We start from the raw sequence: 25899 nt of genomic DNA, 5'->3' as shown, positions 1-25899 counted from the left end.
AAGCTAACAAGGCCCGCCAGAGGCGGGCCTTTTGATTTTCAGGTTCCAAAAGCCATGGCTGGCGCGGTCACGTCACCGACCGAAGCCAGCAGGATATCCGCAATCACATCCAGTTCTTCACGGGTCAGGCGCACGGGCAGACGAACATCGCAAGCTTTCATCAGCATTGCGCGGGTTTCCGGCAGATCGAACGTTTCCGGCAAGAACTGCCAGTTCCAGAACGCGCGTGCGTTGTCCTCGCTCAGGCCAAAAACCTGCACTTTCACACCGCGAGACTCTGCTGCGGTTGCAAAGGCGCGGATCTCGTCCTCGTTCATGCCGACAAGGTTGAACTGAATTGAATCCGGTGCGCGCTTTTCAGGATCAAGCGGGGCGGGCACGGAAATGTTGGGTGACGTGTTGAGGCGGTCCGCCACGTAGTCGTGATTTACCAGACCGTCCCGGACACGACGGGCCAGTTCCGGAATTTGCGGGCGGATAACGGCGGCGCTGAGGTTGCTCATGCGCAGGTTGTATAGCGGCAACCGGTTCTGCCAGCGTGCAAAGGCTAGTTCCAACTCGGGCGAGTTATCGCCATGCGGGGTTTTATGCTTTTTCCAGTTATGCTCATATGCACCCGACATGATAACGGCCTGCGCCACCAGATCGGCATCATCGGTGATCAGGATACCGCCTTCGCCCGCGTTGATCATCTTGTAGGACTGGAACGAGAAACAGCCCATCTTGCCGATCGTTCCGATGTTGCGGCCGTGCCAGGTGGTGCCAAGCGAGTGGGCCGCATCCTCGATTACAGGGATGTCGCGGGCATTGCACAGCTCCATAATGGCATCCATATCCGAGGTATGGCCGCGCATGTGGCTGATGATGACCGCCTGAACTCCGTCCAGCTTGGCCTCAAAATCCTTTAGGTCGATGCGGTAGTTTTCTCCAACCTCGCACAGGACAGGGACGCAGTCGGCATGAACGATGGAAGATGGCACTGCGGCAAAGGTGAAGCCGGGTATCAGCACCCGCGCGTCCCGTGGCAAACCCAGCGCCTTCAGGGACAGGAACAGTGCAGCTGAGCAGGATGAAACCGCCAAAGCGTATTTGGATCCCAAAAGCGCGGCAAATTCCGCCTCTAGCAGTGCGACGGGTGAATCCTGGGGTGCTGTGTAGCGAAACAGGTCACCGGATTGCATCAGCGCATCAATCGCTTCGCGCGCGGCTGCGGGGATGGGTTCGGCTTCGTGAACATTGGGTGGCAGCGACATATTTGGTTTTCCTGAATTCTAACTTTTGTAAATATAAATTCACAACGCCGGCAAGCCAAGAGCGTAATCGCCCGTCGGCGAAATTTCACCAAATTGTCGCAAGTTTAGTCGGTCCTGATCCCCAGATCAGACTAAAGGCCCAGACGGTCGCGCAAGGCGAACCACGTCATGGCAAGAACCAGCAGTGGGCTGCGCAGGGCAGGGCCGCCGGGAAACGGTTGGGCGGGAACGCGCGCCATCGTATCGAAGCCTTCGGCCTGTCCCTGAATGGCCAGAGCCATCAGCTGACCAGCATGGGTGGCCGTGCCGACCCCGTGGCCTGAGTAGCCTGAGGCAGACAGGATATTCGGGGCAAGGCGCGCCAGATAAGGCATTCGACGCATCGTTATGGCCAGTGTTCCACCCCAGGCGTAATCGATCCTGACATCTTTCAGATGCGGGAAGATCTCGACCATCGGTTTGCGGACTTTTGCTGCAATATCAGTGGGAAAGCGATAGCCATAGCTTTCGCCGCCGCCAAACAAAAGGCGGCAATCCGCGCTGAGGCGGAAATAGTTCACCACGAATTTTGTGTCGGCAACGGCCACATCCTGCGTCAGGACGCGCGCGGCGTTGTCTCCCAGCGGTTCGGTGGCCGCTATGAAATTGTTGATGGGCATGACACGTTCGGCAACCTTGCGATTCAGATCACCGAGATAGCCATTACAGGCCAGTATGACGTGGTCAGCCTTGACTGTTCCCTCTGCCGTCCGAAGACTTACGCCATTACCATCCGAGATATTAAGGACTTCGGTCCCCTCGTGGATGCGAACACCCGCTTTTCGGGCCGCCTGCGCAAGTCCCAAGGCGTAGTTCAGGGGGTGCAGATGCGCGGCGCCCATATCCAGATACCCGCCCTGATAAGTCGGAGAAGGGCAGAGCGTATGGCCCGCCTCGCGGTCCAGCAACTGTATCTCGTCATAACCATACCGCTTGGACAGGTGTTCCGCATGAGAATGCAGTCCGGCCCGATCTGATTTGCTTAGCCCCAGATTGGCGATGCCGGGCTTCAGGTCGCATTGAATCCGGTGTTTGGAGATCAGGGACTTGACCAGATCCTTGGCGTCTTCGGCAAGATCCCAAAGCTTGGCGGCGTCATCATCGCCAACCAGGCGCTCCAGATCTTCCTGATCCATTCGCTGCGCGCTGCCCAACTGGCCGCCATTGCGCCCCGAGGCACCGAAGCCAACGCGATGCGCTTCCAGCAGAACGACGTCAAATCCGGCTTCAGCCAGATGCAGCGCTGCGGACAGGCCGGTGTATCCACCGCCGACAACACAGACATCCGCGGTGCAATCGCCGATCAGGGCAGGGCTAGGATCAGCCGCATGTGCGGTCGCGGCATACCAACTGGGCGGGTATTTCGCCTTGCGGTCATTGGAATAGAGCAGGTTCATCGCGTAAGTACCTTAGACGTTCAGCAGAAGATGCTCGCGCTCCCACGGGGAAATCACCTGCAGAAATTCTTCGTATTCCGCCCGTTTGACGATGCTGTAGACGCGGGCGAATTCCGGTCCCAGAACCTCGTGCAGGGCTGTGGCCTCGTCAAACAGATCCAGCGCACTGCCCATGACTTGCGGGATGTCACCGTCGCCTTCATAGGCGTCGCCGTAGAACTGGCGCCGGGGCCGTTCCTGCTGTGTCAGTCCCAGATACCCACAGGCCAAAGACAAGGCGATGCCCAGGTATGGGTTGCAATCCATACCTGCGATGCGGTTCTCAACGCGACGCGCTTCGGGGCTGGACAGCGGAACACGGATGCCCGTCGTCCGATTGTCACGCGCCCATTCCAGATTGATCGGGGCGGCGTGGTCCTTCACATAACGGCGATAGGAATTCACATAAGGTGCCATGACGGCCAGACCGGCGGGCAGGTGGTTCTGCAATCCGGCGATGTAATGATAGAACGCGTCCGTCTCGCCCCCCTGCGGCCCGGAAAAGATGTTCTGACCGGTTTCGATATCAATGATCGAGTGGTGGATATGCATCGCCGAGCCCGGTTCGTCCTCGATGGGTTTGGCCATGAAGGTCGCAAAGCAGTTGTGGCGCAGTGCAGCTTCGCGGATCAGGCGTTTGAAGTAGAAAACCTCATCGGCCAGTTTCACCGGGCTGCCGTGGCGCAGGTTGATCTCTAGCTGGCCCGCGCCGCCTTCTTGCGTGATGCCGTCGATTTCGAACCCCTGATGTTCGGCAAAGTCATAGATGTCGTCGATCACCGGGCCGAACTCGTCCACCGCAGTCATCGAATATGCCTGCCGCGCTGCAGCCGGACGGCCCGAACGGCCCATCATCGGCTTGATTTCCTGCGCCGGATCGACGTTGGGGGCGACCAGAAAGAACTCCATCTCGGGTGCGACGACCGGCTTCCAGCCCCGGTCATGATAAAGCTGCACGACGCGTTTCAGCACATTGCGCGGGCTGTACGGGATCGGATTGTCGTCCCGGTCATAGGCGTCATGGATAACCTGTAGCGTCCAGTCACCCGTCCAGGGCGCCGCCGAAGCGGTCGAGAAATCCGGCTTGAGGATCATGTCGCGTTCGATGAAGCCATCTTCGCCCGCTGCCTCGCCCCAGTCACCCGTGATCGTCTGATAGAAGATACTGTCGGGCAGATGAAAATAGGATTGCTTGGCAAATTTTGATGCAGGCACGGCCTTGCCGCGGGCAATCCCCGGCAGATCCGAGATAATGCACTCGACCTCATCCAGACGTTGGCCTTCAATATACTCGCGCGCTGCCTCTGGCAGCTGATTTTTCCAGTCGGCCATCAGGCCCTCTCTTTCTTCAGGAATTCTGCCATCTGACGGCCAATTGCGGGATTATCGATCGGTCCGCGCGTGCGGTTGGCCGCATCCTGCAAAATGGGGTCCGGGACCACGCCTTTTCCGCGCGTCCTCATCAGGCCCTCGATAAAGTCATCGGAATATTCGGGATGCGCCTGCACCGTCCAGATCGTGTCTCCGTAAGCGATCATTGCGTTGCGGCAGAACCCGTTCTGACCAACCACGCGTGCGCCTTCGGGCAACCGGGTTACCTGATCCTGATGCCAGGCGTTCAGGGAAACCGTCTCGCCGTCCAGTTCATAATCCGTGCGTCCGACAGCCCAGCCGCCCTGAAACTTTTCTACCGTTCCACCCAGCGCCTGGGCGATGATCTGGTGGCCAAAGCACACGCCGATCAGCGGCTTTCCGGAATTCTGGATTTCCCTGATCAGGTCCTCAAGCGGGGGTATCCACGGATGATCTTCGTAAGCGCCGTGACGCGATCCCGTGATGATCCAACCGTCAGCCTGAGAGACGTCCTTCGGGAACTGATTGTCGACCACCTGGAAGGTCACGAATTCGAAGTCATGACCATCCAGCAGGGCGCGAAACATCGCATCATATTCGCCGAAGTCGTCAGCCAGCTGTTCAGGTGCGTGGCCGGTAACTAGGATTCCGATTTTCATGATTCACCAAATTTGATCAAATTTTATTCTACGCGAGTCCTTGATCGCGGGCAAGGGGGTCATACGGCCTCGAGGTAACTGAGCCAGTGCGTCTCTGGCGCGCGCTCGGAAAACCGCGCGATCTCCTGCCGTTTTGTCATGACAAGATTACGGATCAGTTCAGCGGGAAAGATCCGCCGGATCATCGGGTCCGCCTCGAACGCGGATATGGCCGAGGACCAGTCGCCTGCCAATTGCGGTAGCCCGGCAATTTCATAGGCATTTCCGGTAATCGGCGGGGGCGGCTGCAACCCGTCATCGATACCGGCCAATGCTGCCCCCAACACCGCCGTCAGCATCAGGTAGGGGTTGATGTCGCCACCAGCCACGCGATGTTCAATTCGACGGGCCACCGGTGCGCCGCCGGGGATGCGGATGGCAGCGGTTCGGTTCTCATAAGCCCAGCTTGCCCCGGTTGGAGCGTGCGCCCCGGGCACGAGGCGCGTGTAGGAGTTTCCGTGAGGGGCAAAAATCAGCGTACTGCCCGGCATCGCGGCAAGACAGCCTGCAACAGCCGCGTGCAACTCGTGGCTGCCATCGGGGCCACCATTGTCAAACACATTGCGGCCCGATGAATCGACCACCGAAAAATGGACGTGCATCCCGTTGCCTGCGTCTTGCGGATAAGGTTTGGCCATGAAGGTCGCCGTAAAGCCGTGTTTGCGGGCCAGTCCACGGGTCAAGGCCTTGAACAGCCACGTGTCATCGGCGCAGCGCATGGCCTCCTGATGGTTCAGGTTGATCTCGAACTGGCCAATTCCGCTTTCGGAAATGGCGGTTTGGGCGGGGATGTCCATGGCCACGCAACCGTCATAGAGCTCGGTAAAGAACGCATCAAAGGCGTCCAGCTCCGCAAGGGACAGGACAGCCTCGTCGCACAATCGGCGCCCTGTGACCGGATTGGCAGGCGCTCCGGGTTGTGATCCCGATGCATCAAGCAGCGTGAACTCCAGTTCAGTTGCCGCGATCACGGACCAGCCGCGCTTTGCATAGTCGGCCAGAACTGCGGCAAGCGCATGTCTGGGATCCCCTGCGTATGGCTCGGACTTGTCATTATATAATGACATCGGGACCAGTGCGGTTTCGGCATCAAGCCAGGGCATGGGAATCGGTCCGCGATCGGTCGGCAGAAGCATCCCATCGGCATCGCCGGATTCAAATACTAGCGGACTGCCTTCGATATCCGCGCCCCAAAGATCGACATTCAGCGCCGAAAACGGCATGCGGACCGCGCCTTTGTTCAGCTTTTCTGCGTAAGAGGACGGCACGCGCTTGCCGCGCATCTGACCGTTAAGGTCACAGGCAGCAACACGAAAACCGGGCAGGGCGCTCAGGTCCATTTTGGTCTCCAATACTCTCGTTTCCCGAGATGTAGTCGAGACCGCGCGTCTTGTCACGGAATTTGATCAAATTTTTACTGTAGGCAGAGAAGGCTTTGAGTCCCGCGCCAACCAACGCTGGCGCGGGACCACAGGACGTCAGACGAAGTTGACGCCGTTTTCCGCCATTGGCAACGAGGTCACCTTGATGCCCGAAAGCGCCCGGATCGCGTTGGCAAGGGCCGGGGCCGAGGGGGGGGTGCCCGGCTCACCGACACCGGTCGGTGCCTCGGCGGAAGGTACGATATGAACTTCGATCTCTGCGATGTCGCCGATGCGCAAAGGCTCGTAGTCCGGGAAGTTGTACTGGTCCACGACACCTCCGGTCAGCGTGATCTGATCCCGCATGACATGACCGATACCGTAGCCGATACCACCCTCCATCTGCGCGCGCACCACATCGGGGTTCACCGCAATTCCGCAATCCACGGCGCAAGTGACCTTTTCGATCTTGATGCCGTTCTCGGGATCGCCCGAAACCTCGACGACCTGAGCCGCGTAGGATCCGAAGGATTTGTGCACGGCAATCCCTTGCGCGCGGCCTGCCGGTGCGTTGCCCCAGTCAGCTTTTTCAACGGCAAGTTTCAGGACGCCTGCTTTGCGCTGTTGATCGGCGTCGCTGGTATCCGCCAGATGTGCCAGACGGAACTCCACCGGATCACGGCCCGCTGTTTCGGCGACAAGGTCCATCATGGCCTCCATCACGTAGCCGGTGTGGGTGTGACCGACCGAGCGCCACCACAGAACGGTCGTAGCTTTGGGCGTGTCGGTCAGACCCAGAGCCATGCCGGGGATTGTGTACGGGCTGTCAGCAATCCCCTCGATCGAACTGTGGTCGATCCCGTCTTTTACCAGAACGGCTTCGAACGGCGTGCCTTTGATCACCGATTGTCCGGCCACCTGATGCTGCCAGCCAACGATGTTGCCTTCTCCATCCAGACCCACACGCACCTTGTGGCCAAATGCAGGGCGGTAATAACCGCTGCGAATGTCATCCTCTCGTGTCCAGACCAGTTTCACAGGGCGTGAGCGGTCGGTCATCACAAAAGCCAGCGCGGCCTCGACCTGATAATCCGCATCCGGCGTTGCGCGACGACCGAACGAGCCACCGGCCAGCATCGTCTTGATGTGGATCTTCTCAGGCGGCAGCTGGAAGATCTGCTGATAGGCCATATGCGGGCCGGTTGGCATCTGCGCCCCGTCATGCAGGACGATGTCGCCTTCGGCCGTCTGTTCGATGGTGCAGTTCAGCGGCTCCATCGGCGCATGCGCCAGCAGCGGGAAGTAGAAGGTCTTTTCGACTACCTTTTCCGCGCCTTCGATGGCCGCCGCCACAGCCGCAACGTCTGCCTTGTTCACGTTGTACGTGGGTTCAGCGTCCAGGGCGGCCATGATCTCGGTCCTGATCTGATCCGAGTCGCGGGTTTCGGCACCCGACATTTCCCATTCGACCTCAAGCGCGTCACGTGCCTGAATCGCGGCCCAGGTGTTTTCGGCATAAACCGCGACGCCCGCCTCGTTGGGCAGGACGGCGGCGTTGATGTAGCCCTTAACCTCTTTCGACGCGCTGTCGTCAAAACCAAGCGCGACGCCGCCCTTCGACTCCGGGCGCTTGATCATGGCAACCATCTGGTTGGGCAGGTGAACGTCCATGGCATACATAGCCTGACCATTGCCCTTGATGGCCGAGTCCTTGCGGCGCACCGCTTCGTTGCCGATCAGACGGAACTCTGACGGGTCTTTCAGGCGCGGCTCGGCCGGAGCCTCTAACTGAGAGGCCGCCGCAACGAATTCCGCAATCGGTGCGGAGTTGTCGCCCGCCTTGACGATGCCTTCCTCGATAGTGATACCCGACGCATCCAAACCCCAGCTTTGGGCTGCCGCAGTGATCAGCATTTCACGCGCAGCAGCCCCAGCCTGACGGTATTGCAGCCATGAGTTTGCCATCGCGGTCGACCCGCCGGTTCCCTGGAAGGGGCCAAACAGCAGGTTGTTGTAGACCTGCGGATTGGACGGGGCGAATTCGTACTTGATCTGGTCCATGGTCAGGCCGATTTCCTCGGCAATCAGCGTCGGCAGACCGGTTGCAGGGCCCTGACCCTTTTCAAAGTGCTTGACGATGGCGGTCACGGTGCCATCGGCGTTAATTTTCACGAACGGGTTGAACTGCGCGGTCTCGGATGAGGCGACAGCCAGAGCGCCATCGGGGCGGGTGCCAACCAGCAGGACGGCACCGGCGGCAGCAGCGCCTTTCAGAAATCCGCGACGAGAAGTGTTGATGGTCATGGATCAGGCCTCCAGAATTTCAGAAGCGCGCTGGATTCCGGCGCGGATGCGTTGGTAAGTGGCGCAGCGGCAGGCGTTGCCGGACATGTAGTCGTCAATCTCTTCGACGCTGGGCTTGGGGTTTTCTGACAGAAGTCCGACCGCCGACATCACCTGACCGGACTGGCAATAACCGCACTGGACCACGTCCAATTCGACCCAGGCTTGTTGCACCGCTGCGCCGATCTTTCCGTCGCCAACGGCTTCAATTGTGGTGATTTCTGCGTCTTCAATGTCTTCAACAAAGGTCTGGCAGGAACGAACCGGTTCGCCGTTCACGTGTACGGTGCAGGCACCGCACGATGCGACACCGCACCCAAACTTGGTGCCGGTCAGCTTGAGTTCGTCCCGGATCACCCAGAGCAGGGGCGTGCCGGGTTCGGCGTCGACCGTGTGGGTTTCACCGTTTAACTTCAATGTCAGAGCCATGAGGGGTTCTCCTGTTGGGCTGGATACCTGAATCGGTAAACTGGCGCGTTTACCTTAGGTGTCAAATCAGCTGGTGTAAACTCTCAAGTTTACACTGTTGTTTGACCGGCCGGACGTGATGGGTCTATAGGTGGAGCATGAACGAATGCAATTCACCGAATGAGTCCAAATACGCCCAGATCATTGAGGCCGCCGTGGCCGAGTTTCAGGACAAGGGCTTTGCTTCTGCCAGTATGGATCGCATTTCGGCGCGGGCCGAAGTGTCAAAGCGCACGCTTTACAAGTACTTTGAAAGTAAAGAAAATCTCTTTCGTTCAATTGTAGCCGAACTGTCCGGCCGTTTTGCCGAAGTCCTGGAGATCCGGTATCAGCCGGGGCGCGATATTCGCGAGCAGTTGACGGATCTGGCCTGGGCTGAGGGCCGGATTCTGATGCGCCCGGACGTGATTGCGATGTCGAGGATGATTATCAGCGAAACTTTGCGCAACCCGGAACTGGCGGCGGCAGCACAGGGCAAGCTGGACAAGACCTCGACATTCATCGCCATGCTGAAAGACGCCGCCGAGGACGGCCAGTTGCAGATCGAAGACGCTGATCAGGCAGGTAAAGAATTTATCGGACTGATCAAGGCAAAGGCGTTCTGGCCCATGATGTTCAGCGGCGGCGTGCTCAGCCACGCGGAAATGACCGAAACCATCGAAAGCAGCGTCGATATGATGCTGTGCCGCTATGGTCAGGGAGCCGCCGCGTCTAGACCCTGAGAACGCCTTATATGTCTTGAGTTAGATCAACTAGGGAACGAACCCTGCTGGTACGCCAAAGGGCGGCGTGTCTACGCCGGCACCCGTCAAGGAATGTAGAAAGGCCACGAGGTTTTCGATTTCCGCGTCGGTCAATGTGACTTGGGCAATGTCGATCTTTTCGCGCTGACGTTCCATTTCAAACCGGTCGTCCCAAACGACAAAGTCCGCATCCTGAAGCCAGGGAACCGGGGGCAGGGCCGCCATGTCGCGTGTCCAGTTCGCCAGACTGGTTTGTGGGTCCAGATGATGGCGGATCATGCTTTCAAGGTCCGGGAATGCGCCGTTATGGCCGTAGGGTGCAGTCAGGGCAACGTTGCGCAGCATCGGGGTGCGGAAACGGTAGGCGTCCTCCAGCCGGTCACTTTCACCCATTCGGCCCACGTCGCGCACAAAAGGATCCCACTGTCGGGTACGACCGGGTCCGAAGGGTGGCAGGCCCAACGCGTGAAACTTCTGATCTGACATTAAAGGCCCGGAATGGCAGGTGGCGCATTTTGCCTTTCCATAAAACAGGTTCATGCCGTTTTTCTGCTTAAGTGAAAGGGCATCGGCATCGCCCGCCAGAAATTGGTCGAACGGGCTGTCCGTGCTGCGCCATTCGATGGCCATGAAAGCCGCCAGCGCATTGGCGATCTGGGTGATCGTGATTTCTTCGGTGGTTTCGATTTCATCGAAGGCCGCGACCATGGCAGGGCCATACCGAGGCTCGGTACGAACCCGTTTGGCAAGGATTGGCCAGCCTTTGTCGATCCGGTCATGTACCGCTCCGGTGACCTGATTTTCAGCTACGTTCCCGGCCATTTCGAATTGTGATGTCAGCGGAAAAAGCGCCTGCGCGGCCAGAAGGGAATTCAGCCCCTCCGGCAGCCATTCCTGCGCAGGGGAGTTGAAGCCGTTGCCGTAGATTTCGGAAACACTGAGCCGTCCATCGTGAAAAACCGTGTGAATGTCTTTCGCGCCAAGGTTCCACAGACCCGGAGAATTGCGCGGGATACGTTTGCGGATTCTGTCGGCTCCGGTTCCGGGGGTACGCTTCGGTCCCAGCCCTTGTCCGCCCTCACCAATACCCAACGATAACCCGTCAGAGGTGCCGAAATCCGGGTGGTGACAATGGGCGCAGGCGATGTTCCGGTTGCCTGACAGGATTGGATCGTAAAACAGTTGATGACCAATGGCGGCCTGTTTCATATCAAAAGAAATGAAGTCATCGTCGGTCAAAGGGCGCGGCAAGTCCTGCGCTGCCGCCATCCCGCCCCAAAGGAGAGCAGCCACCCCATGCGCCAGTTTGTATTTGCCCTTTTCTGTCTTGCGACGCCTGCGCTGGCCGAGTTGGAACAGGCCCGCGACATGATGGAGGCGGGAGAGTTCGAAGCTGCGCGCGAGGAATTGTTGCCGGCAGCCCGATCGGGCAATGCCGAAGCCGAAGAGTTGATCGGTGTGATGTACGGGTTGGGTCTTGGAGTCGCGCAGGATTACGAACGGGCGTTCGAATGGTACCTGCGCGCCTCGATGAAAGGGCATCCCGGGGCGCAGTCTGGTGTGGGCTGGTACTATGAGCTGGGTCTTGGCATGCCCGCGCCCGATCTGGTGCGGGCCTACATGTGGTACACGCTCAGCGCTATTGGCGGTGATCCCGACGCGGCGATCAGCCTTGAGGAAGTTATCAAGAAAATGACGCCGGAGCAGATCGAAAAGGCGCATGTCCTGGTCAACGACTACAAAGGGTGGATGTACCCGTTTCGGTGAGGGCCGGGCCACAGGCCCGACCCGCCAGATCAGTTCAGATCCGCGTCACGTGACGCGTTCACGTCGGCCTCAGCCGCGGCAACCGCGTCGGTCAGCGCACCAAAGATCTCGTCACCACGGGCCACGTTGGACTGGAACCACTCATAGACCGGAGTTGCGGCTTCCTTGAACGCAGCCTTTTGGTCGGGCGTCAGGACATAAAGATCACCGCCACCGGCGACGAAATCCTCATAAGCCTGAATCGACTTGCGCTTGGGCGAGGCAAAGGTGGCCTGCTGCAACGCATAGAAGCCGTCGACAACCACGCGGCGCAGGTCTTCGGGCATTTCCTGGAACTTGGCGTTGTTCATCCACCACAGTGCCCCCATGTAGGCGTGACCATCCAGCGTGACGAATTGCAGCCCGGCATCAGGGAATTTCATGCCCATGATGTCCGTGATGCCATTCTTCGAGCCCTCAACGACGCCGGTCTGGAAGCTGGTAAACAGCTCAGGCCACGGGATCGGCGTAGGGGATGCACCTAGTGCTTTCACCAGTTCCTGCGGCAGGTCTGCTACCACGGTACGGATTTTCAGACCTTCCATATCGGCAGGCTCGGCGATGCGGCGCTGTGTGTTGGCGAAGTTGCGCCAGCCACCGGTGTTGCCGATGGTCATAAGGCGGATCGCGCCGCCCGAGTCTTCCAGCGCCATGTTGCGCATGGTGCGGGTGAAGTCACCGGAGAGCACATGCTCGGCAATCCGGTCATCGGCCATCAGGTAGGGCAGGTCCAGAACCTGCACATATGGGAAGATGCCCGAGGCCCCGCCGGAAGTGGAAATGTAGATGTCGATGGTGCCGTCAGCCACGCCCTGCAGGCATTCCGCGCCGTTCGAACACAGCTGCGTGCCGATGAACAACTCGACCTCGATAGCGCCGTTCGACGCCGCCTCGACATAGTTCTTGAAAACGATCAGGCCGTCGTAGTCTTCGTCGTTTTCATTCGAGTTCGCAGTTGCCCGCAGTGTATAGTCTGCGGCCACAGCGGCCATGGCGGACGCGGCCACAAGCGATGTGGCCACCGCAGCGGTTTTGATGAATTGTCTGAGCATGCGTTTCCTCCCTGTGGTACTCAGTCAGTTTGCAAATCCCGTTATCCTCGGGATCGTCATGGATAGTGCGGGGATATAGGTGATCAGGAAGATCACTATGATTTCGACCGCCAGAAACGGCAGGATCGCCTTGGCGATGGTTTCGACCCGTTCCCGCGACACGGCGGCGGCCACGAACAGTACCAGCCCCATGGGTGGCGTGGCGAGACCAACAGTCAGGTTGACGCTCATGATAATGGCGAAATGGATCGGATCGACGCCTAGGCTGGTGAAGATCGGGCCAAGGATCGGGCCCAGGATGATGATTGCGGGACCTGCGTCCAGAAACATGCCGACGATGAACAGAAGCAGGTTGATCAGAAACAGCAGGATCAACGGATTTTCGGACAGGCTGAGGATCAGCGAGGCCAGCTGTTCGGGCGCGTGGCTGAGGCTGACCACCGTCTTGAATGCCATCGCGGCGCCGACCAGCAGCAACACAACGGCCGAGGTCATGCCCGCATTACTGAGAACCTCAGGCACTTCCTTCAGTGTCAGCGTGCGCAGGACGAAAAAACCGATGATGAATGCATAGCCGACCGCGACAGCAGCGGCTTCGGTCGGCGTGAAGATGCCGCCCAGAATGCCGCCGAGAATGATCACGGGTGTCATCAGCGGAAAGAACGCCTTGAGGCTGGCCTGGCGGCGTTCATCCCAGGTGTATTTCCGGCTAGCGACCGGGAAATCATAGCGATCAGCCATGAACTTGATCATCACCATCAGACCGACGCCGACCATGATCCCGGGTACAATTCCGGCCAGAAACAGGGCGGCGACGCTTTCACCCATGACATAGGCATAGATGATCATGATGCCCGAGGGCGGGATGATCGGCCCGATAACCGAACTGGCCGCCGTAATCGCCGCGGCGAATTTGCGGGTATAGCCCTGTTTCTCCATCGCTGGGATCAGCATTGACCCCAAGGCGGATGTGTCGGCCACGGCAGAGCCCGAGAGGCCGGCGAACAGGATCGAGCTCAGCACGTTCACATGTGCCAGTCCACCGCGAAGGTGCCCCATCAGGGCCTGCGAGAACTCGACAAGGCGAATGGTGATGCCGCCCCGGTTCATCAGCTCTCCGGCGAGCATGAAGAAGGGGATGGCCATCAGCGGAAAGCTGTCCATGCCATTATAGACATTGCGATAGAGCAGCGTAATGTCATTCGTTTGGCCGTTGAGCCACAGCAGGATACCCGGCGCGGCCAGCAGCGCGAAAAAGACCGGCAGGCCAATCAACAGGAAAACCAGGAAAGTGGGCAGGAACCAGATCAGCATCTATTCGGCCCCCACGGCTGCTTCGGGAATTTCCGGCAGAAGATGTGCGCCGCCCAACATGGTGATCAGGGATCGCAGGATCAGCTCGATATTCACCGAGATCAGCAGGATGATCCCCACCAGCAGCGAGGCCATCATCCAACTGCGGGGAATACGGTACCATTCATCGAAACCGAACGATGTTGGCAGGTACAAAGCAGCAGTGGCAAATCTGCCGCCAAAGCCCGTGACTTCAGACCAACCGATATTGACGGCGAACAGCAGAACGATCAGCGAGACCAGCAACAAGAACAGATTGAGGGACTGGCCCAGCAGACGAGGTAAGAACCGTTGCAACATGTCAATCGCCACGAAGCCGCCACGCCGAAAGGCCGTCGGTGCCATCAGGCCGGTCATCCAGAGCATGCAGAACCGGGCGGCTTCATCCGGCCAGGGCAGAGCGTTGCCCAGGACATATCGGAAGAACACCTGAATCAGGATTGCGATCACCATCAATGCAATCGCAACAACGCCAACCGCGCGGCCCAGACGCAGCACGGTTTCGTTCACGAATGCAATCGGTGCAAGCACCGATGCCAGTCCGCCCATGCGGATCCTCCCAAGTTCAGCTGCGGGTTCGTCCCGCAGTCGTCAGAACGCGCTTATTTCTTCGCGAATTGGCCGAGTTTTCCGGCATAGAAGGTCAGTGCGTCTCCATCGCTCATGCTGGCCTTCAGGACTTTTCCCACCACGATCACGTGATCGCCTGCATCGTGATAGGCGTGCTGCTCGCATTCAAAACGTGCCAGACAATCCGGCAAAAGCGGCGTTCCGTTTGTGCACCGCTCATGCCGGATGTCACGCAGCGCATGGGCGTCCTTGGAACAGCCAAAGCAAAGTGCGTCCTGTTCAGACGATAACACGTGAACGGTGAAATGCCGCGCCTTGTGGAAATAGGGGAACCGGCGCGAATTGCGGTCTGCAGCCCACATGATCAGAGGCGGATCCAGTGACAAGGACGAGAAGCTGTTCGCCGTGATGCATATCGGTCCGTCTTTGCTGTCACAGGTGACGATGGTAACACCGGTGGCAAAACGGCCAAAGGCGTCGCGCAGGGTGCGGGTGTCGTCCTTGTGCGGGACGAAGGTGCGGGTCAGGTCCTTTGAAATTGCGTTCATCATGGTACCTCATGCCCCAGCGCCGCCTCGTACAGGCGGAACCAGCTTTCACGATCCAGATTGACCTTCAGTGCGTCCGAGATGCGCTTGATCCGTTCCAGGTTGTTGGTGCCCAGCACCGGCAGAATGCCCGCCGGATGCGCCAGCAGGAAAGCCACCGCCACAGCGGCCCGGTCCACCCCGAACTCTTGCGCGATTTCGTCTGCCACTACTCCGACCGGAGGGTTCCCGGCCATCAACATTCCGCCGCCCAACGGCGACCACGCCATGACCGGTTGCCCATGCTGCTGATGGAACGCCAGATCGCCATTGGTGAAGGGGCTGATCTCGCCTAAAGAAATCTCGATCTGGTTGGTGGCCAGTTTGGTCTTCATCGCAGATTGCAACAGTGTCCAGTCCCAAGGTCGAAAGTTGGACACGCCGACCGCGCGCACTTTGCCGCTGGTGACAACTTCATCCAGTGCTTCGCCGGTTTCATGATGGTCCATCAGCGGGTCGGGGCGGTGGATCAGCAGCAAGTCGATATGGTCGATGGCCATTTCCGAAAGCGAGGTGTCGACCGACTGCAGGATATGCGCGCGCGAGGTGTCATAGTATTTGACCTTCGCACCCGAATACCGCCCGACAGGTGCGACGATGTCGCATTTGGTAACGATTTCCATCCGCTGGCGCAGACCGGGATAGGCGCGCATCGCAGCACCCAGCACAGCTTCGGCTGCGTAGCCGCCATAGATGTCAGCCTGATCGAAGGTGGTGATGCCCTGATCCAGGCAGGACTGGATCTTGGCTTCGACATGGTCCGCCGAAGTATCACTGTCATCGCCCAGCCGCCACATTCCGTAGACAAGGCGGCTAAATTCCAGCGTGTCCGATAGTTTTACACGTTGCATCAGCGGCGAACTCCGTTGCCCAGCGGTGTGGCCGGGGTCGTCTTTGGCACGCGCCCGTATTCTTCGGGAAGCGAGCAGGTTTTCAGATTGGGCAATACGCGGGCGCCAAAGTGCCTGGCTTCATCCATGTGCGGATAGCCCGAGAAGATGAACGCGCGGATGCCCATTTTCCGATACTCTTCGATCTTGGACATAACCTGATCGGTCGACCCGACCAGCGCGGCTCCGCAACCGGACCTTGCGCGGCCAACGCCGGTCCACAGACCGGGTTCGACATAGCCATATTCATCCGCCAGATCGCGGTTCTTGGCCTGATGCGCCACACCCAGCGAGGTTGCATCTAGCGCGCGTTCACGAATGGCGCGCCCATATTCATCGTCGAGTTTCGAGACGATGTAGTCCGCGTATTCCTGCGCTTCGGCCTCGGTATCGCGGACGATCATGTGCACGCGCAGGCCGTAATCCAGTGTTCGGTTGTAGTTCTCGGCGACCGCATGGACGGCTTTCATCCGTTCGGCCAGTTGATCCTTGGTTTCCGGCCACATCAGATAGACGTCACAGTGCTCGCCGCAAAGTTCCAGGGCCGACGGAGAATAGCCGCCGAAGTACAGCAACGGACCACCGGTCTGATAGGGCCTGGCCGGATCGGTCGTCAGGCCCAAGAAGTTATAGACTTCGCCCGCATGATTGATCTCATCCTGGGTCCAGGCCTGTTTCAGAATTTCCACCACCTCGCGAGAGCGCTGATAACGATAGGCGCTTTCAGCCTTTTCGCCGGGAAAATCGGACGAGATGATATTGACCGTCAGCCGCCCCTTCAGCATGTGATCCAGCGTTGCGATGGTACGAGCCAGCATGATTGGCTGCATTTCGCCACAGCGAACCGCGGCCAGCAAATTGATCCTATCGGTGATTGGTGCACAGCCCGCCACAAAGCTCAGCGTGTCCTGCCCGACCTGATAGGACGAGGGGCACAGAATGTTTCGAAACCCTTGCGCTTCAGCTTCTTTCACGATGCCGGAGCAATGCTCCCAGCTGGACCGCAGATTGCCATCCGGCACGCCCAGAAACTGATAATCGTCCGAGCACAGCGCCGCGAACCACGATACTTCTGCCGCGTCCAGATCGGGCGAAGTGATGGGGACGATGGTCATCTAAGTCGTTCTCCGCGCGGTTTCCACTTTCCTCTTGCGTAGCAACCGCATTGATGTAGATCAATAGTGTATCAATTTTTCCTGCGACCGAATGAAGCGCCAGACGTGTCCCCAACCAGCCGAAACCCAAACGCATTGCCGATCTATGTTCAGATCGCGGAACTTCTGATCCGCGATATTGCGGCGGGCCGTCTTATCGACGGGGAACGCCTGCCGCCCGAACGGGATATGGCGGCCGAACTTCAGGTCTCGGTCGGGACGCTGCGAAAATCGCTATCGGAGCTTGAGAAAAAGGGGATGCTGGAACGCATTCAGGGTTCGGGAAACTATGTTCGCGAGACGGGAACCCAGAACAGCGTTTACGCGATGTTCCGGCTGGAACTGCCCGAAGGGGGCGGCCTGCCGCGGGCGGATATCCTGTCGGTCGACTATCTGCGCAAGCCGTCTGATCTGCCAAATTTTGGTACCGCCGAAACCGGGTCCCGCGTGCGCCGGATGCGTTATCTGAATGACACAATTATCGCGGTCGAGGAAATCTGGCTGGACGAATCAGCCGGTCGGATTGATCGCAACCTGCTGTCGGATTCTCTCTACCGCTACTACCAGCACCATTTGGGGTTCTGGATCACCCGGGCCGAGGACCGGGTTTCGGTCGGTGCGCTGCCCGACTGGACACCACCTGACTTTACCAAGCCCGCCGGTCAGATCGTAGGGTATATCGAGCGGTTCAGCTGGTCTGAAGGGGCGGCGCCCGTTGAGTTCTCAAAAACATGGTTCGATCCCGATCGGGCCACCTATGTCCAACGTTTGAAGTAAAAGGAAACGCGCATGACCCGGGTCATCAATTACGGGCTGATCGGATGCGGCATGATGGGGCAGGAACACCTGCACAATATCGGCTTGTTGGAAGGCGCGCGCGTTGCGGCGATTTTCGAACCTGACCCGGCAATGGCAAATGCCGCGAAAACCATCGCGCCGGATGCGGTGCTGTTGGGGTCCGTGCAGGAGTTGCTGGCGGTCAACGAACTGGACTGCCTGGTTATCGCCAGCCCGAACCACCTGCATGTCGAGCAGATCTGCGAGATCGCTCAGACGCGCCCGCTGCCGCTGTTGGTAGAAAAACCCCTGTTCACCGACCCGCAGGATGCGGCGCGGATGGAGCGTTTGCAGCGCGATTATCCGCATCCGATCTGGGTCGCGATGGAATATCGCTATATGCCGCCCATAGCTGCGATGATCGAGAAGACCGGGGAAACGGGTGGGGTCCGTATGCTGACGATCCGCGAACATCGTTTTCCGTTTCTGGAGAAGGTCGGCAACTGGAACCGGTTCAATCGCAACACCGGTGGAACCTTTGTCGAGAAATGTTGCCATTTCTTCGATCTGATGCGCCTGATCCTGCACTCTGACCCAGTGCGCATCTCGGCCAGTGGTGGACAGGCCGTGAATCATCTGAACGAGAGTTATGACGGCGAGGTGCCTGATACTCTTGATCACGGCTATGTGCTTGTCGACTTTGCAAATGGCGCACGAGCCATGCTGGAATTGTGCATGTTTGCGGAAGGCTCTCACTATCAGGAAGAAATCTCGGCCGTGGGTCCCGAGGCCAAAATCGAGGCGCTGGTGCCGGGACCGGGCCGGTTCTGGCCAAAGCATTTGGGGGAGCCGCCGGTGCCGCAGGTTATTCTAAGTCCGAGGGATCCGAAGGGACCCGTCGTGCAGGAAATCCCCGTCGATCCCCGTCTTCTGGCGGCAGGGGATCACAACGGTTCGACATTCTACCAGCACAAGGGGTTCATGGATCTTTTACGCGGCAAAAAGGCGGTCCCGGATGTGAGTTTGCATGATGGTATCTGGGCCGTAAAGATGGGACTTGCCGCCCAGAGGGCGCTGGAAACGGGTGAGACCGTTCGCTTGTTGGAGTGAGACGTTGCGACACAGAGTGTTGAAAATTCAATTCTTTGCTTGACCATCTTAACGAAGTTTGGGTTTGCTGAAAACCGTCATACCGATTTTGGTTCTTCACACTAAACGTATCGTCGCTATGCCCGTTCCAAGGGCAATCCGCTGGCGTTTGAAATCGCGGAAAGCCCTATGTGCAAAAGACAGCCTGGCCTTCCTGCGTTCAGTAATGCCCTTGTTTCCGTGGAGGGGTGCGCAGGCACCAATGCAGTTGCTTAGGTTGAGTGCCCACGACGCTCTGCCAGCACGGAACATTTTTCAGAAGGTCGTACTCGCTATTCCATTTCGACGGCGACGACCTGAATATCGGTGACCCCATCGTCGTGAAGGAATGAGGACAGCACGGGCCATTCGCGATTGGGGTCGATGGTGCGCGCAGTGGCCATGGTCATGCACAGAGGGCGGAACCCGCCGCTGTCGCGATCAAGGGATTTTGTCCAGCTTTCCAGTCTTGCGGCCACGTTGATTGTGTCACCGATCACATTGTAGTGCAGCGAGCCGCTCACGCCCAGCGTTCCGCCCAATGCCTCGCCGCTGTTCAGTGCAATTCGCAGATTGTATTTCGGCTGATCGTTCGATACTGCGTTCAGCGCGATCGCGGCCTGACGCATGGCGCGCGCGCATTTCAGGGCTGACCGGGCGTCGACCTGCCGTTGGCTTTCTGTCTCGCTTGGTATCGGAGCGCCGAATACGACGAGGATTCCATCTCCGGTGAACTTTTCGACAAATCCGCCATGTTCGCGTGCGATTTCACCCAACCTGTCCAATATGCGCGATACCCACACCATGAAATCTTCCGCATCCATCGAATTTCCGATCCGCGTTGAACCTTCGATATCGGCCAGCAGTGCGGTGACGAATAGACGGCGGGATCTTGGCTTGCCACCGGACAGCAGTCTTTTTCGCTGCTGCCATATTTCGGCGGAAAGCTCCTCGGACAGGTGTGATGAAAACACCTGAACGATGGCGCGTCTTTGGTTGCGTGAAATTCCGGCGATAACGGCGAACCCGATGAGAAACCCAATAGACCAGCCCAACAACGTGGTCGCTGCAGGCGCCAGCAGGGCTGCCGCTTGATGGGCGGACAGACCGACAAACAAGACCGCCCCGCCAACCGTCGCCAAACCGATGGCCCGCGAAGTCATTCGAACGAATACAGCCACACATGCGCCGGCAAATGTTGAAAGCAGGATGATGATAGAGGAGGCAAGGTCGCTCAGAGAGCCCAACGGAGAACGCGAACCATTCGAATAGTCGATCAACTGTTGCGCAATGGCTGCGTGAACTTCCGCGCCGAAAGTGAAACTGGCCCCGGTTGCCCGATTGAGAGGGGTCGAAAAATAGTCCTTAACCGAGTGGCTGGTAACACCGATGATGACCGTCTTTCCGTCGAATTGCGCCAGCTCTTTCCCAGCCAGTACATCTGCTGCGGGGACTCGGTGTGCAATCGGAAGATCATTCAGATAATCGATCATGATCTGATAACCAGCAGCATCGGCATTGCGAAACAAGTTCTGCCCTTCGGCCAATGGCTCTGCGGTCGTTGTCCCAAAGGCCAGAAAACGTGGGTTATCCGGGGCGCTTTGCAATGTGGGTCTTGATGAAAAAATCGCCGCCAGTTCCATTGACAGCGACACTGCGATCCCATCCGGCGTGTTGACCACCAGAAGGGCGCGCCGAACGACGCCATCGGGGTCAATCGGAATGTCCGAAAACCCGGTTTTTACCCCTGCAGGTGCGTCGATACCTGTCCCGCCTGCGTCGGCCAGTTTCGAGATCACGACAACTCTGGGATCGTTCAGTATGTTGATCAGCCTGTCCCGGCCATCGCCCGCAGGAACATCCCGGTATATATCGATCCCGACTGCGGTCGCGCCGGCAGCCAGCAAGGTTTCCGTCAGCTGTGCGATCTGCGCGTCGGGGACTGGCCAACCCCATTGCCCGAGATCGTCGTCGGAAATGGCGACAAGAAGGACATCTTTCGTTTGTTCAGAGGTTGCAAGCACCGACGTGGTCCAGTCGTATTGGGCACGTTGGAGAGGCTCAAGCAGACCCTTCAACCGCAATTCGACCAATAGACCTCCGACAACAAGGGTGATCAAGCCGACCAGTGCCCAGCTTTGCCAGACTGGCATCAGCATCGACGGTCTCAGCCATGCCTGTCTTTGACCTTCTGATTTCAACGGCCCACACCGGCTGTTTCTAGAAGCTGCCCGAACCCGGTTGCGTCAGTGGCCCTCACGCGACCGCTGAGGGCAATTTCAACCAGTTGCGCAAGCGCGTCGAACCAAAGACCTGCCGCCGCGGGGTTCTGAGCCTTCATCTGATCCGGAAACCGCTCGATCAAAGCTGTCGCTCGCTCCAGAACAGCGCCAGATTGCTGGTCGATCAGCGCCACATGCCATTCGTAGATGCGGCCGGTTTCCAGCGTGTAATCGGACCTGCCAAGATCCAGCCCGTAGTCGCCCGGCGGAAATGGGCCCTGTAATTGCAACTCCACGCCCAATGATCCAAGTGGATTGAGGCCGATGATCAGGTTTCCCCGGTGGCCGTGTGCCAAACGCCAGACCAATGGGGGGGATGAAAGAGTTGTCAGGCCGCCACCATCCGGCACCAACAACGTCAGCATTTTGGTGTCATCGCCCGAAAGTGTGCCGCGTGTGCCGGCCCCCATTCGGTCTCCGGGCGCACCAATCTCAGGGGGGATAAACACAACGTCGTTGGACCCGTTGGTGACTTGTTCTTCACTTGCCGCCAAAGCGCCAGTGTCAAAGAACACCGGCAGTGCCAGCGTGAACAACAGTGCGAATTTTGTAACCCTGATCGACGGCACCCGAAGCCTCGCGCAGTAAACCCTTTAAAAAACAGAACATTCAAAAGCAACGGTAAGCATGAACTCCATCAGAGTCCAGTTTGGGACGCGACTGTGTCCCGTTGCCCTGGCGGATTCTGAGGTTGAGCAGAGTTGTGCTAAAGTCCTTAGCGCTGTTTGAATGAGTTCGGGTGAGTGCGCATGTCTTCTGGTCGCTGTTGGAGAACTGGCATCTGGCTTCTGTCCTTTGGCCTGCTTGTCCTGCTGATGCCATTGCGGCTTGAAGCCCTGGAAAACCGGGTCGCGCTTGTAATCGGTAATTCCGCGTATCAGCATGTATCGGACTTGAGTAACCCGGCCAATGACGCCGAAGATATCTCGGCATCTCTCAGGCGCATTGGGTTTGAAGTCACCGAAAGCCTGAACCTCGACTACAACGGTATGCGCATCGCATTGCGCGACTTTGCGGAAACCGCCGCCGCCGCTGATGTGGCCTTGGTCTATTTTGCCGGCCACGGGATCGAGATCGAAAACACGAACTACCTTATACCGGTAAACGCAACGCTGAAAAGCGATCGGGACGTCGAGTTCGAGGCCATCCGTCTGGATTCGATCGTGAACGCCATTGCAGATGCCCCCGGGCTGAAAATCGTGCTGGTCGACGCCTGTCGGAACAATCCTTTCCTGGCGCAGATGACACGCGTTTCGGCGACCCGGTCGGTCGGGCGCGGGCTGGCTGCGGTGGAACCGGGCGGTGTGGTTGTGGGATATGCCGCCCGCGGGGGCACACTGGCGCAGGATGGCGAAGGCCGGAACAGCCCTTACGCGCAGGCGCTTTTGGAGCATATCGAACAGCCGGGTTTGGAGCTGGGCAAGATGTTCCGCCGGGTGAGAGACCGGGTGTTTGAACTGACGGACGGTTTTCAAGAACCTTTCATCTATGGATCGCTTCCGGGTCAGGACATTTTTCTGGTCCCTGGCCTGGAAACGGCGGCATTACAGGCACCCGCTACACCCGTTCCGTTGGCACCGACTGTAACTCGCAAAGACGAAATGGAAGCAGCGATGACGGTCAACACGATGCGGGGCTGGAGTCTGATTAGCCAGAAATACCGCGCGGCGTCGATTGCCGAACCGGAAGTGCTGAACCGTATGGCCGAAATAACACCAAATTGGGTCAAAAAAGATGGGCGTATCGGTGTGTTGGAAGACATGTTGCTGCCGGATCGAGAAATGAAAATGCGTTTGCAGCAAGAACTCAATAAAGCAGGTTTTGATGTTGGGACGCCTGATGGCGCTATTGGCCCAAGGACACGCGCTGGAATACGGTCTTTTCAGGCCGAGAATGGTTTTGAGCAGACCGGATACGTAGATCTTGCCGTGCTGGCCAGTCTGGGGATCGGTTTGCAAAAAGGGGCGGACGACAGTTTCATCAGCAACCCGTTCGCAGTTCGTCAGAACGTCGAAGAACTGGAGTTGCTCGGCGAATCTGAGGAAATCACGTCGATCCTGGGCTGTCTTGGGCTGAGAAAGAGCATCTACGGTACGTTTCGCGACAGCCTTTACATTGTGATGGTTTTCTCGGGCAACATTCGGAATGCTCGCGGCGAAGCCCAGAAATGCGGTGTCGATCTTGCCGCAATAACGTCAGCCGAAGAGAATGCGTTTATTGTTCGCATGATTGCCAATGACCCGTCCTTTTTTGATGTCGGATACGACAGCAGGACGAATTACAGTTACAAGGCGGGGCCGTATTTCGGTTTCAGAAAGGACCCCGGTGAAGGCAATGCAATAATCGGCTGGCGCTGGTATAGTGGTGAGCCGGTCAAATACACAAACTGGTTGCCGTCAAAACCCAACACGACGCACGGCAAAGGCAACAAGGCTTTCGCCCAGTTTCAGTATGAGCAGCGCGGCAGGCGGGATCTGAGCAATGTCGTGCCTTCCAAATGGTTCGATGGCTCGGGTGGGTACGTGCGTTCGGTCGTGTTGGAGGCCAGATTGAACTGACGACCGCCAGCGGGCGGAATCCCGAATCCTTGACCTGGTCAGGTTTTGAAGCTTCCGGAATTGTCGGGCGTCAGGCCGCACATTTCCGAAACGTGAAGCCGCGTCTGTTCGCCTGTCTGCCTGAACTTGGGACAGGGCTTGCATCCGCCAGTGCGATCATATTGGCGGATGCGTGGAGGTGCAAAATTAGACCTGAGTTTGGTGGCGTCAGGCAGCGGCGATCTGACGGGCTTTCGCCACCATCACTTCGGCCTGCCGGATCGAGGCATAGTCGATCAGCCGGCCATCCAGCGAAACCGCGCCTTTTCCGGCAGCTTCGGCTTCGGCCATGGCTTCCAGAATGCGCTGGGCCTTTGTCACTTCGGCATCACCGGGCGACATCACCTCGTTCGCAAGTGCGATCTGGCTGGGGTGGATGGCCCATTTTCCTTCGCAACCCAGAACAGCGGCGCGCTTTGCGGCTGCCTTGTATCCCTCGGGGTCCTGGAAGTCGCCGAATGGCCCGTCGATGGGGCGCAGACCATTTGCACGTGCCGCCACGACCATGCGCGCCAATGCATAGTGCCACATGTCACCCCAATGCGTTGCCCGGTTGGCCCCGGCGTCAGGATCGGTCAGAACCGAATAGTCCGGGTTCACACCACCAATGATCGTGGTCCGTGCGCGGGTCGAAGCCGCATAATCCGCGACCCCGAAATGCAGGCTTTCGTTGCGCTTCGAGGCTGCTGCAATCTCGCTGACATTCTGCATTCCCAGCGCGGTTTCGATGATATGTTCGAAACCGATCCGTTTCTTGTAGCCTTTTGCGTCTTCTATCTGCGTGACCATCATGTCGACGGCATAGACATCAGCAGCGGTGCCAACCTTGGGGATCATAATCAGGTCCAGCCGCTCTCCAGCCTGTTCGACCACATCCACCACATCGCGGTACATGTAGTGAGTATCCAGACCATTGATCCGCACCGACATGGTCTTGTTGCCCCAGTCGATATCGTTCAGCGCCCCGATGATGTTTCTGCGTGCCTGTTCCTTTTCGTCCGGTGCGACTGCGTCTTCCAGATCAAGAAAGATGACGTCCACATCGGACTTGGCCGCCTTTTCGAACATGCCGGGCTGGCTGCCGGGGACGGCCAGTTCGCTGCGGTTCAGGCGGGCGGGGGCCTGTTCAATGGAATGAAAGCTCATGGGTTTGGGTCCTTCGTCTTACAGGTTCGGGTAGATGGGGAATCGGGCGCAGAGGTCTGCGACCTCGGCCTTGACCTTGGCTTCGACCGCGCCGTTTCCGTCTTCGCCATTGGCGGCCAGACCGTCGACGACCTCGATGATCCAGTCCGCGATCTGGCGGAATTCGACCTCGCCAAAGCCGCGGGTGGTGCCGGCGGGGCTGCCCAGACGGATGCCCGACGTGATGGTCGGCTTTTCCGGGTCAAACGGCACGCCGTTCTTGTTGCAGGTGATATGCGCGCGGCCCAGGGCCTTTTCGGTGGCGTTGCCCTTGACCCCTTTGGGGCGCAGGTCGACCAGCACCACATGGGTGTCGGTGCCGTGGGTCACCGTGTCCAGACCGCCCTTGATCAGCTGATCCGACAGGGCCTGCGAATTGACGACGACCTGCTTGATGTAGTCCTTGAAGGCCGGTTGCAGCGCCTCGCCGAAGGCCACGGCCTTGGCCGCGATCACGTGCATCAGCGGGCCGCCCTGAATGCCGGGGAAGATGGCCGAGTTCACTTTCTTTGCGATATCTTCATCATTGGTCAGGATCATGCCGCCACGCGGACCGCGCAGGGTCTTGTGCGTGGTGGTGGTTGCCACATGCGCATGCGGGAAGGGGTTGGGGTGCTCGCCCGCCGCCACCAGACCGGCGAAATGCGCCATGTCCACGTGCAGGTAGGCGCCGACCATATCGGCGATCTCGCGCATGCGGGCAAAGTCGATCTGGCGCGGGATGGCCGAGCCACCGGCGATGATCAGCTTGGGCTGGTGCTCTTTCGCCAGCGCCTCGACCTGATCATAGTCCAGCATGTTGTCTTCCTTGCGGACGCCGTACT

The 25899-nt window shown here is 58.6% G+C and carries 23 protein-coding genes; 5 read left to right on the top strand and 18 right to left on the bottom strand.

Annotated elements, in window-relative coordinates; all coding sequences use genetic code 11:
- Positions 1-38: 38 nt before the first annotated feature.
- The 7 genes from ACR1XU_RS11375 to ACR1XU_RS11345 all read right to left on the bottom strand — a co-directional run bounded on the left by ACR1XU_RS11375 (position 39) and on the right by ACR1XU_RS11345 (position 8912).
- Positions 39-1253: a DegT/DnrJ/EryC1/StrS family aminotransferase gene (locus ACR1XU_RS11375; RefSeq protein WP_480904881.1), complete on the bottom strand. Its 1215-nt coding sequence runs from the start codon at positions 1251-1253 to the stop codon at positions 39-41.
- 131 nt (positions 1254-1384) lie between these two features.
- The gene (locus ACR1XU_RS11370) at positions 1385-2689 is read right to left on the bottom strand and encodes an NAD(P)/FAD-dependent oxidoreductase (RefSeq protein ID WP_480904878.1); all 1305 of its coding nucleotides are present in this window, start codon (positions 2687-2689) and stop codon (positions 1385-1387) included.
- Positions 2690-2701: 12 nt separating this feature from the next.
- Complete coding sequence (locus ACR1XU_RS11365; protein ID WP_170680349.1) at positions 2702-4060, bottom strand: glutamine synthetase family protein; 1359 nt, start codon at positions 4058-4060, stop codon at positions 2702-2704.
- A complete protein-coding gene (locus tag ACR1XU_RS11360) occupies positions 4060-4740 on the bottom strand; it encodes a type 1 glutamine amidotransferase (RefSeq protein ID WP_170614647.1) in 681 nt (226 codons plus the stop codon). The genes ACR1XU_RS11365 and ACR1XU_RS11360 overlap by 1 nt, the downstream gene beginning before the upstream one ends.
- Before the next feature lie 59 nt (positions 4741-4799).
- Positions 4800-6119, bottom strand: coding sequence for a glutamine synthetase family protein (locus tag ACR1XU_RS11355; protein WP_480904874.1), 1320 nt, complete (start codon positions 6117-6119; stop codon positions 4800-4802).
- A gap of 138 nt (positions 6120-6257) precedes the next feature.
- Positions 6258-8444, bottom strand: coding sequence for a xanthine dehydrogenase family protein molybdopterin-binding subunit (locus tag ACR1XU_RS11350; RefSeq protein WP_480904871.1), 2187 nt, complete (start codon positions 8442-8444; stop codon positions 6258-6260).
- A 3-nt stretch (positions 8445-8447) separates the two neighbouring features.
- Positions 8448-8912 carry a (2Fe-2S)-binding protein gene (locus tag ACR1XU_RS11345; RefSeq protein WP_170680341.1) on the bottom strand — a complete coding sequence of 155 codons (465 nt, stop codon included), beginning with the start codon at positions 8910-8912 and terminating at the stop codon, positions 8448-8450.
- Between the two features lie 137 nt (positions 8913-9049).
- On the opposite strand from ACR1XU_RS11345, the gene ACR1XU_RS11340 reads away from it, so the two are divergent.
- Positions 9050-9673 (top strand): TetR/AcrR family transcriptional regulator, encoded by a 624-nt coding sequence (locus ACR1XU_RS11340; protein WP_480904868.1) that lies wholly within the window; start codon positions 9050-9052, stop codon positions 9671-9673.
- Between the two features lie 30 nt (positions 9674-9703).
- Here ACR1XU_RS11340 and ACR1XU_RS11335 read toward each other — a convergent pair whose 3' ends face one another.
- Positions 9704-10963, bottom strand: coding sequence for a cytochrome-c peroxidase (locus ACR1XU_RS11335; RefSeq protein WP_480905249.1), 1260 nt, complete (start codon positions 10961-10963; stop codon positions 9704-9706).
- A gap of 27 nt (positions 10964-10990) precedes the next feature.
- On the opposite strand from ACR1XU_RS11335, the gene ACR1XU_RS11330 reads away from it, so the two are divergent.
- Positions 10991-11461 (top strand): tetratricopeptide repeat protein, encoded by a 471-nt coding sequence (locus ACR1XU_RS11330; protein WP_170614652.1) that lies wholly within the window; start codon positions 10991-10993, stop codon positions 11459-11461.
- A 29-nt stretch (positions 11462-11490) separates the two neighbouring features.
- On the opposite strand, the gene ACR1XU_RS11325 is transcribed toward ACR1XU_RS11330, so the two are convergent.
- The 6 genes from ACR1XU_RS11325 to ACR1XU_RS11300 are packed head-to-tail and all read right to left on the bottom strand — an operon-like array spanning position 11491 to position 17067.
- Positions 11491-12552 (bottom strand): TRAP transporter substrate-binding protein, encoded by a 1062-nt coding sequence (locus ACR1XU_RS11325; RefSeq protein WP_480904865.1) that lies wholly within the window; start codon positions 12550-12552, stop codon positions 11491-11493.
- Positions 12553-12576: 24 nt separating this feature from the next.
- Positions 12577-13866, bottom strand: coding sequence for a TRAP transporter large permease (locus tag ACR1XU_RS11320; protein ID WP_170614654.1), 1290 nt, complete (start codon positions 13864-13866; stop codon positions 12577-12579).
- Positions 13867-14454, bottom strand: a complete 588-nt coding sequence (locus ACR1XU_RS11315; protein ID WP_480904863.1) for a TRAP transporter small permease — start codon at positions 14452-14454, stop codon at positions 13867-13869.
- 53 nt (positions 14455-14507) lie between these two features.
- Positions 14508-15023, bottom strand: a complete 516-nt coding sequence (locus tag ACR1XU_RS11310; protein ID WP_480905246.1) for a flavin reductase family protein — start codon at positions 15021-15023, stop codon at positions 14508-14510.
- A complete protein-coding gene (locus tag ACR1XU_RS11305) occupies positions 15023-15913 on the bottom strand; it encodes an aldo/keto reductase (protein WP_480904860.1) in 891 nt (296 codons plus the stop codon). Before ACR1XU_RS11305 ends, ACR1XU_RS11310 begins: the two co-directional genes overlap by 1 nt.
- Positions 15913-17067, bottom strand: a complete 1155-nt coding sequence (locus tag ACR1XU_RS11300; protein ID WP_170806398.1) for an LLM class flavin-dependent oxidoreductase — start codon at positions 17065-17067, stop codon at positions 15913-15915. Before ACR1XU_RS11300 ends, ACR1XU_RS11305 begins: the two co-directional genes overlap by 1 nt.
- 105 nt (positions 17068-17172) lie before the next feature.
- On the opposite strand from ACR1XU_RS11300, the gene ACR1XU_RS11295 reads away from it, so the two are divergent.
- Together ACR1XU_RS11295 and ACR1XU_RS11290 are read left to right on the top strand one after the other, a co-directional pair.
- On the top strand, positions 17173-17883 hold the full coding sequence (locus ACR1XU_RS11295) for a GntR family transcriptional regulator (protein ID WP_480812384.1): 711 nt from the start codon (positions 17173-17175) through the stop codon (positions 17881-17883).
- A 12-nt stretch (positions 17884-17895) separates the two neighbouring features.
- Positions 17896-18993, top strand: a complete 1098-nt coding sequence (locus tag ACR1XU_RS11290) for a Gfo/Idh/MocA family protein (RefSeq protein ID WP_480904856.1) — start codon at positions 17896-17898, stop codon at positions 18991-18993.
- A gap of 311 nt (positions 18994-19304) precedes the next feature.
- Here the strand turns inward: ACR1XU_RS11290 and ACR1XU_RS11285 are convergent, their stop codons facing one another.
- Both ACR1XU_RS11285 and ACR1XU_RS11280 read right to left on the bottom strand, forming a co-directional pair.
- Positions 19305-21170 (bottom strand): CHASE2 domain-containing protein, encoded by a 1866-nt coding sequence (locus ACR1XU_RS11285; RefSeq protein WP_480904853.1) that lies wholly within the window; start codon positions 21168-21170, stop codon positions 19305-19307.
- A gap of 38 nt (positions 21171-21208) precedes the next feature.
- Positions 21209-21862, bottom strand: coding sequence for a DUF928 domain-containing protein (locus tag ACR1XU_RS11280; protein ID WP_480904850.1), 654 nt, complete (start codon positions 21860-21862; stop codon positions 21209-21211).
- A gap of 180 nt (positions 21863-22042) precedes the next feature.
- Between ACR1XU_RS11280 and ACR1XU_RS11275 the strand changes: the two genes are divergently transcribed.
- A complete protein-coding gene (locus ACR1XU_RS11275) occupies positions 22043-23851 on the top strand; it encodes a caspase family protein (protein WP_480904847.1) in 1809 nt (602 codons plus the stop codon).
- Positions 23852-24058: 207 nt separating this feature from the next.
- Here the strand turns inward: ACR1XU_RS11275 and ACR1XU_RS11270 are convergent, their stop codons facing one another.
- Together ACR1XU_RS11270 and glyA are read right to left on the bottom strand one after the other, a co-directional pair.
- A complete protein-coding gene (locus tag ACR1XU_RS11270; protein ID WP_321253770.1) occupies positions 24059-25036 on the bottom strand; it encodes a CoA ester lyase in 978 nt (325 codons plus the stop codon).
- Between the two features lie 18 nt (positions 25037-25054).
- Positions 25055-25899 (bottom strand): serine hydroxymethyltransferase (glyA, locus tag ACR1XU_RS11265; RefSeq protein ID WP_480915608.1); only part of this gene is annotated, 845 nt, incomplete at its 5' end.

The sequence above is a fragment of the Ruegeria sp. D1(2025) genome (assembly GCF_056536425.1).
The sequence above is the reverse complement of the archived record's forward strand: the minus strand, read 5'-3'. Positions and strand labels throughout refer to the sequence as shown.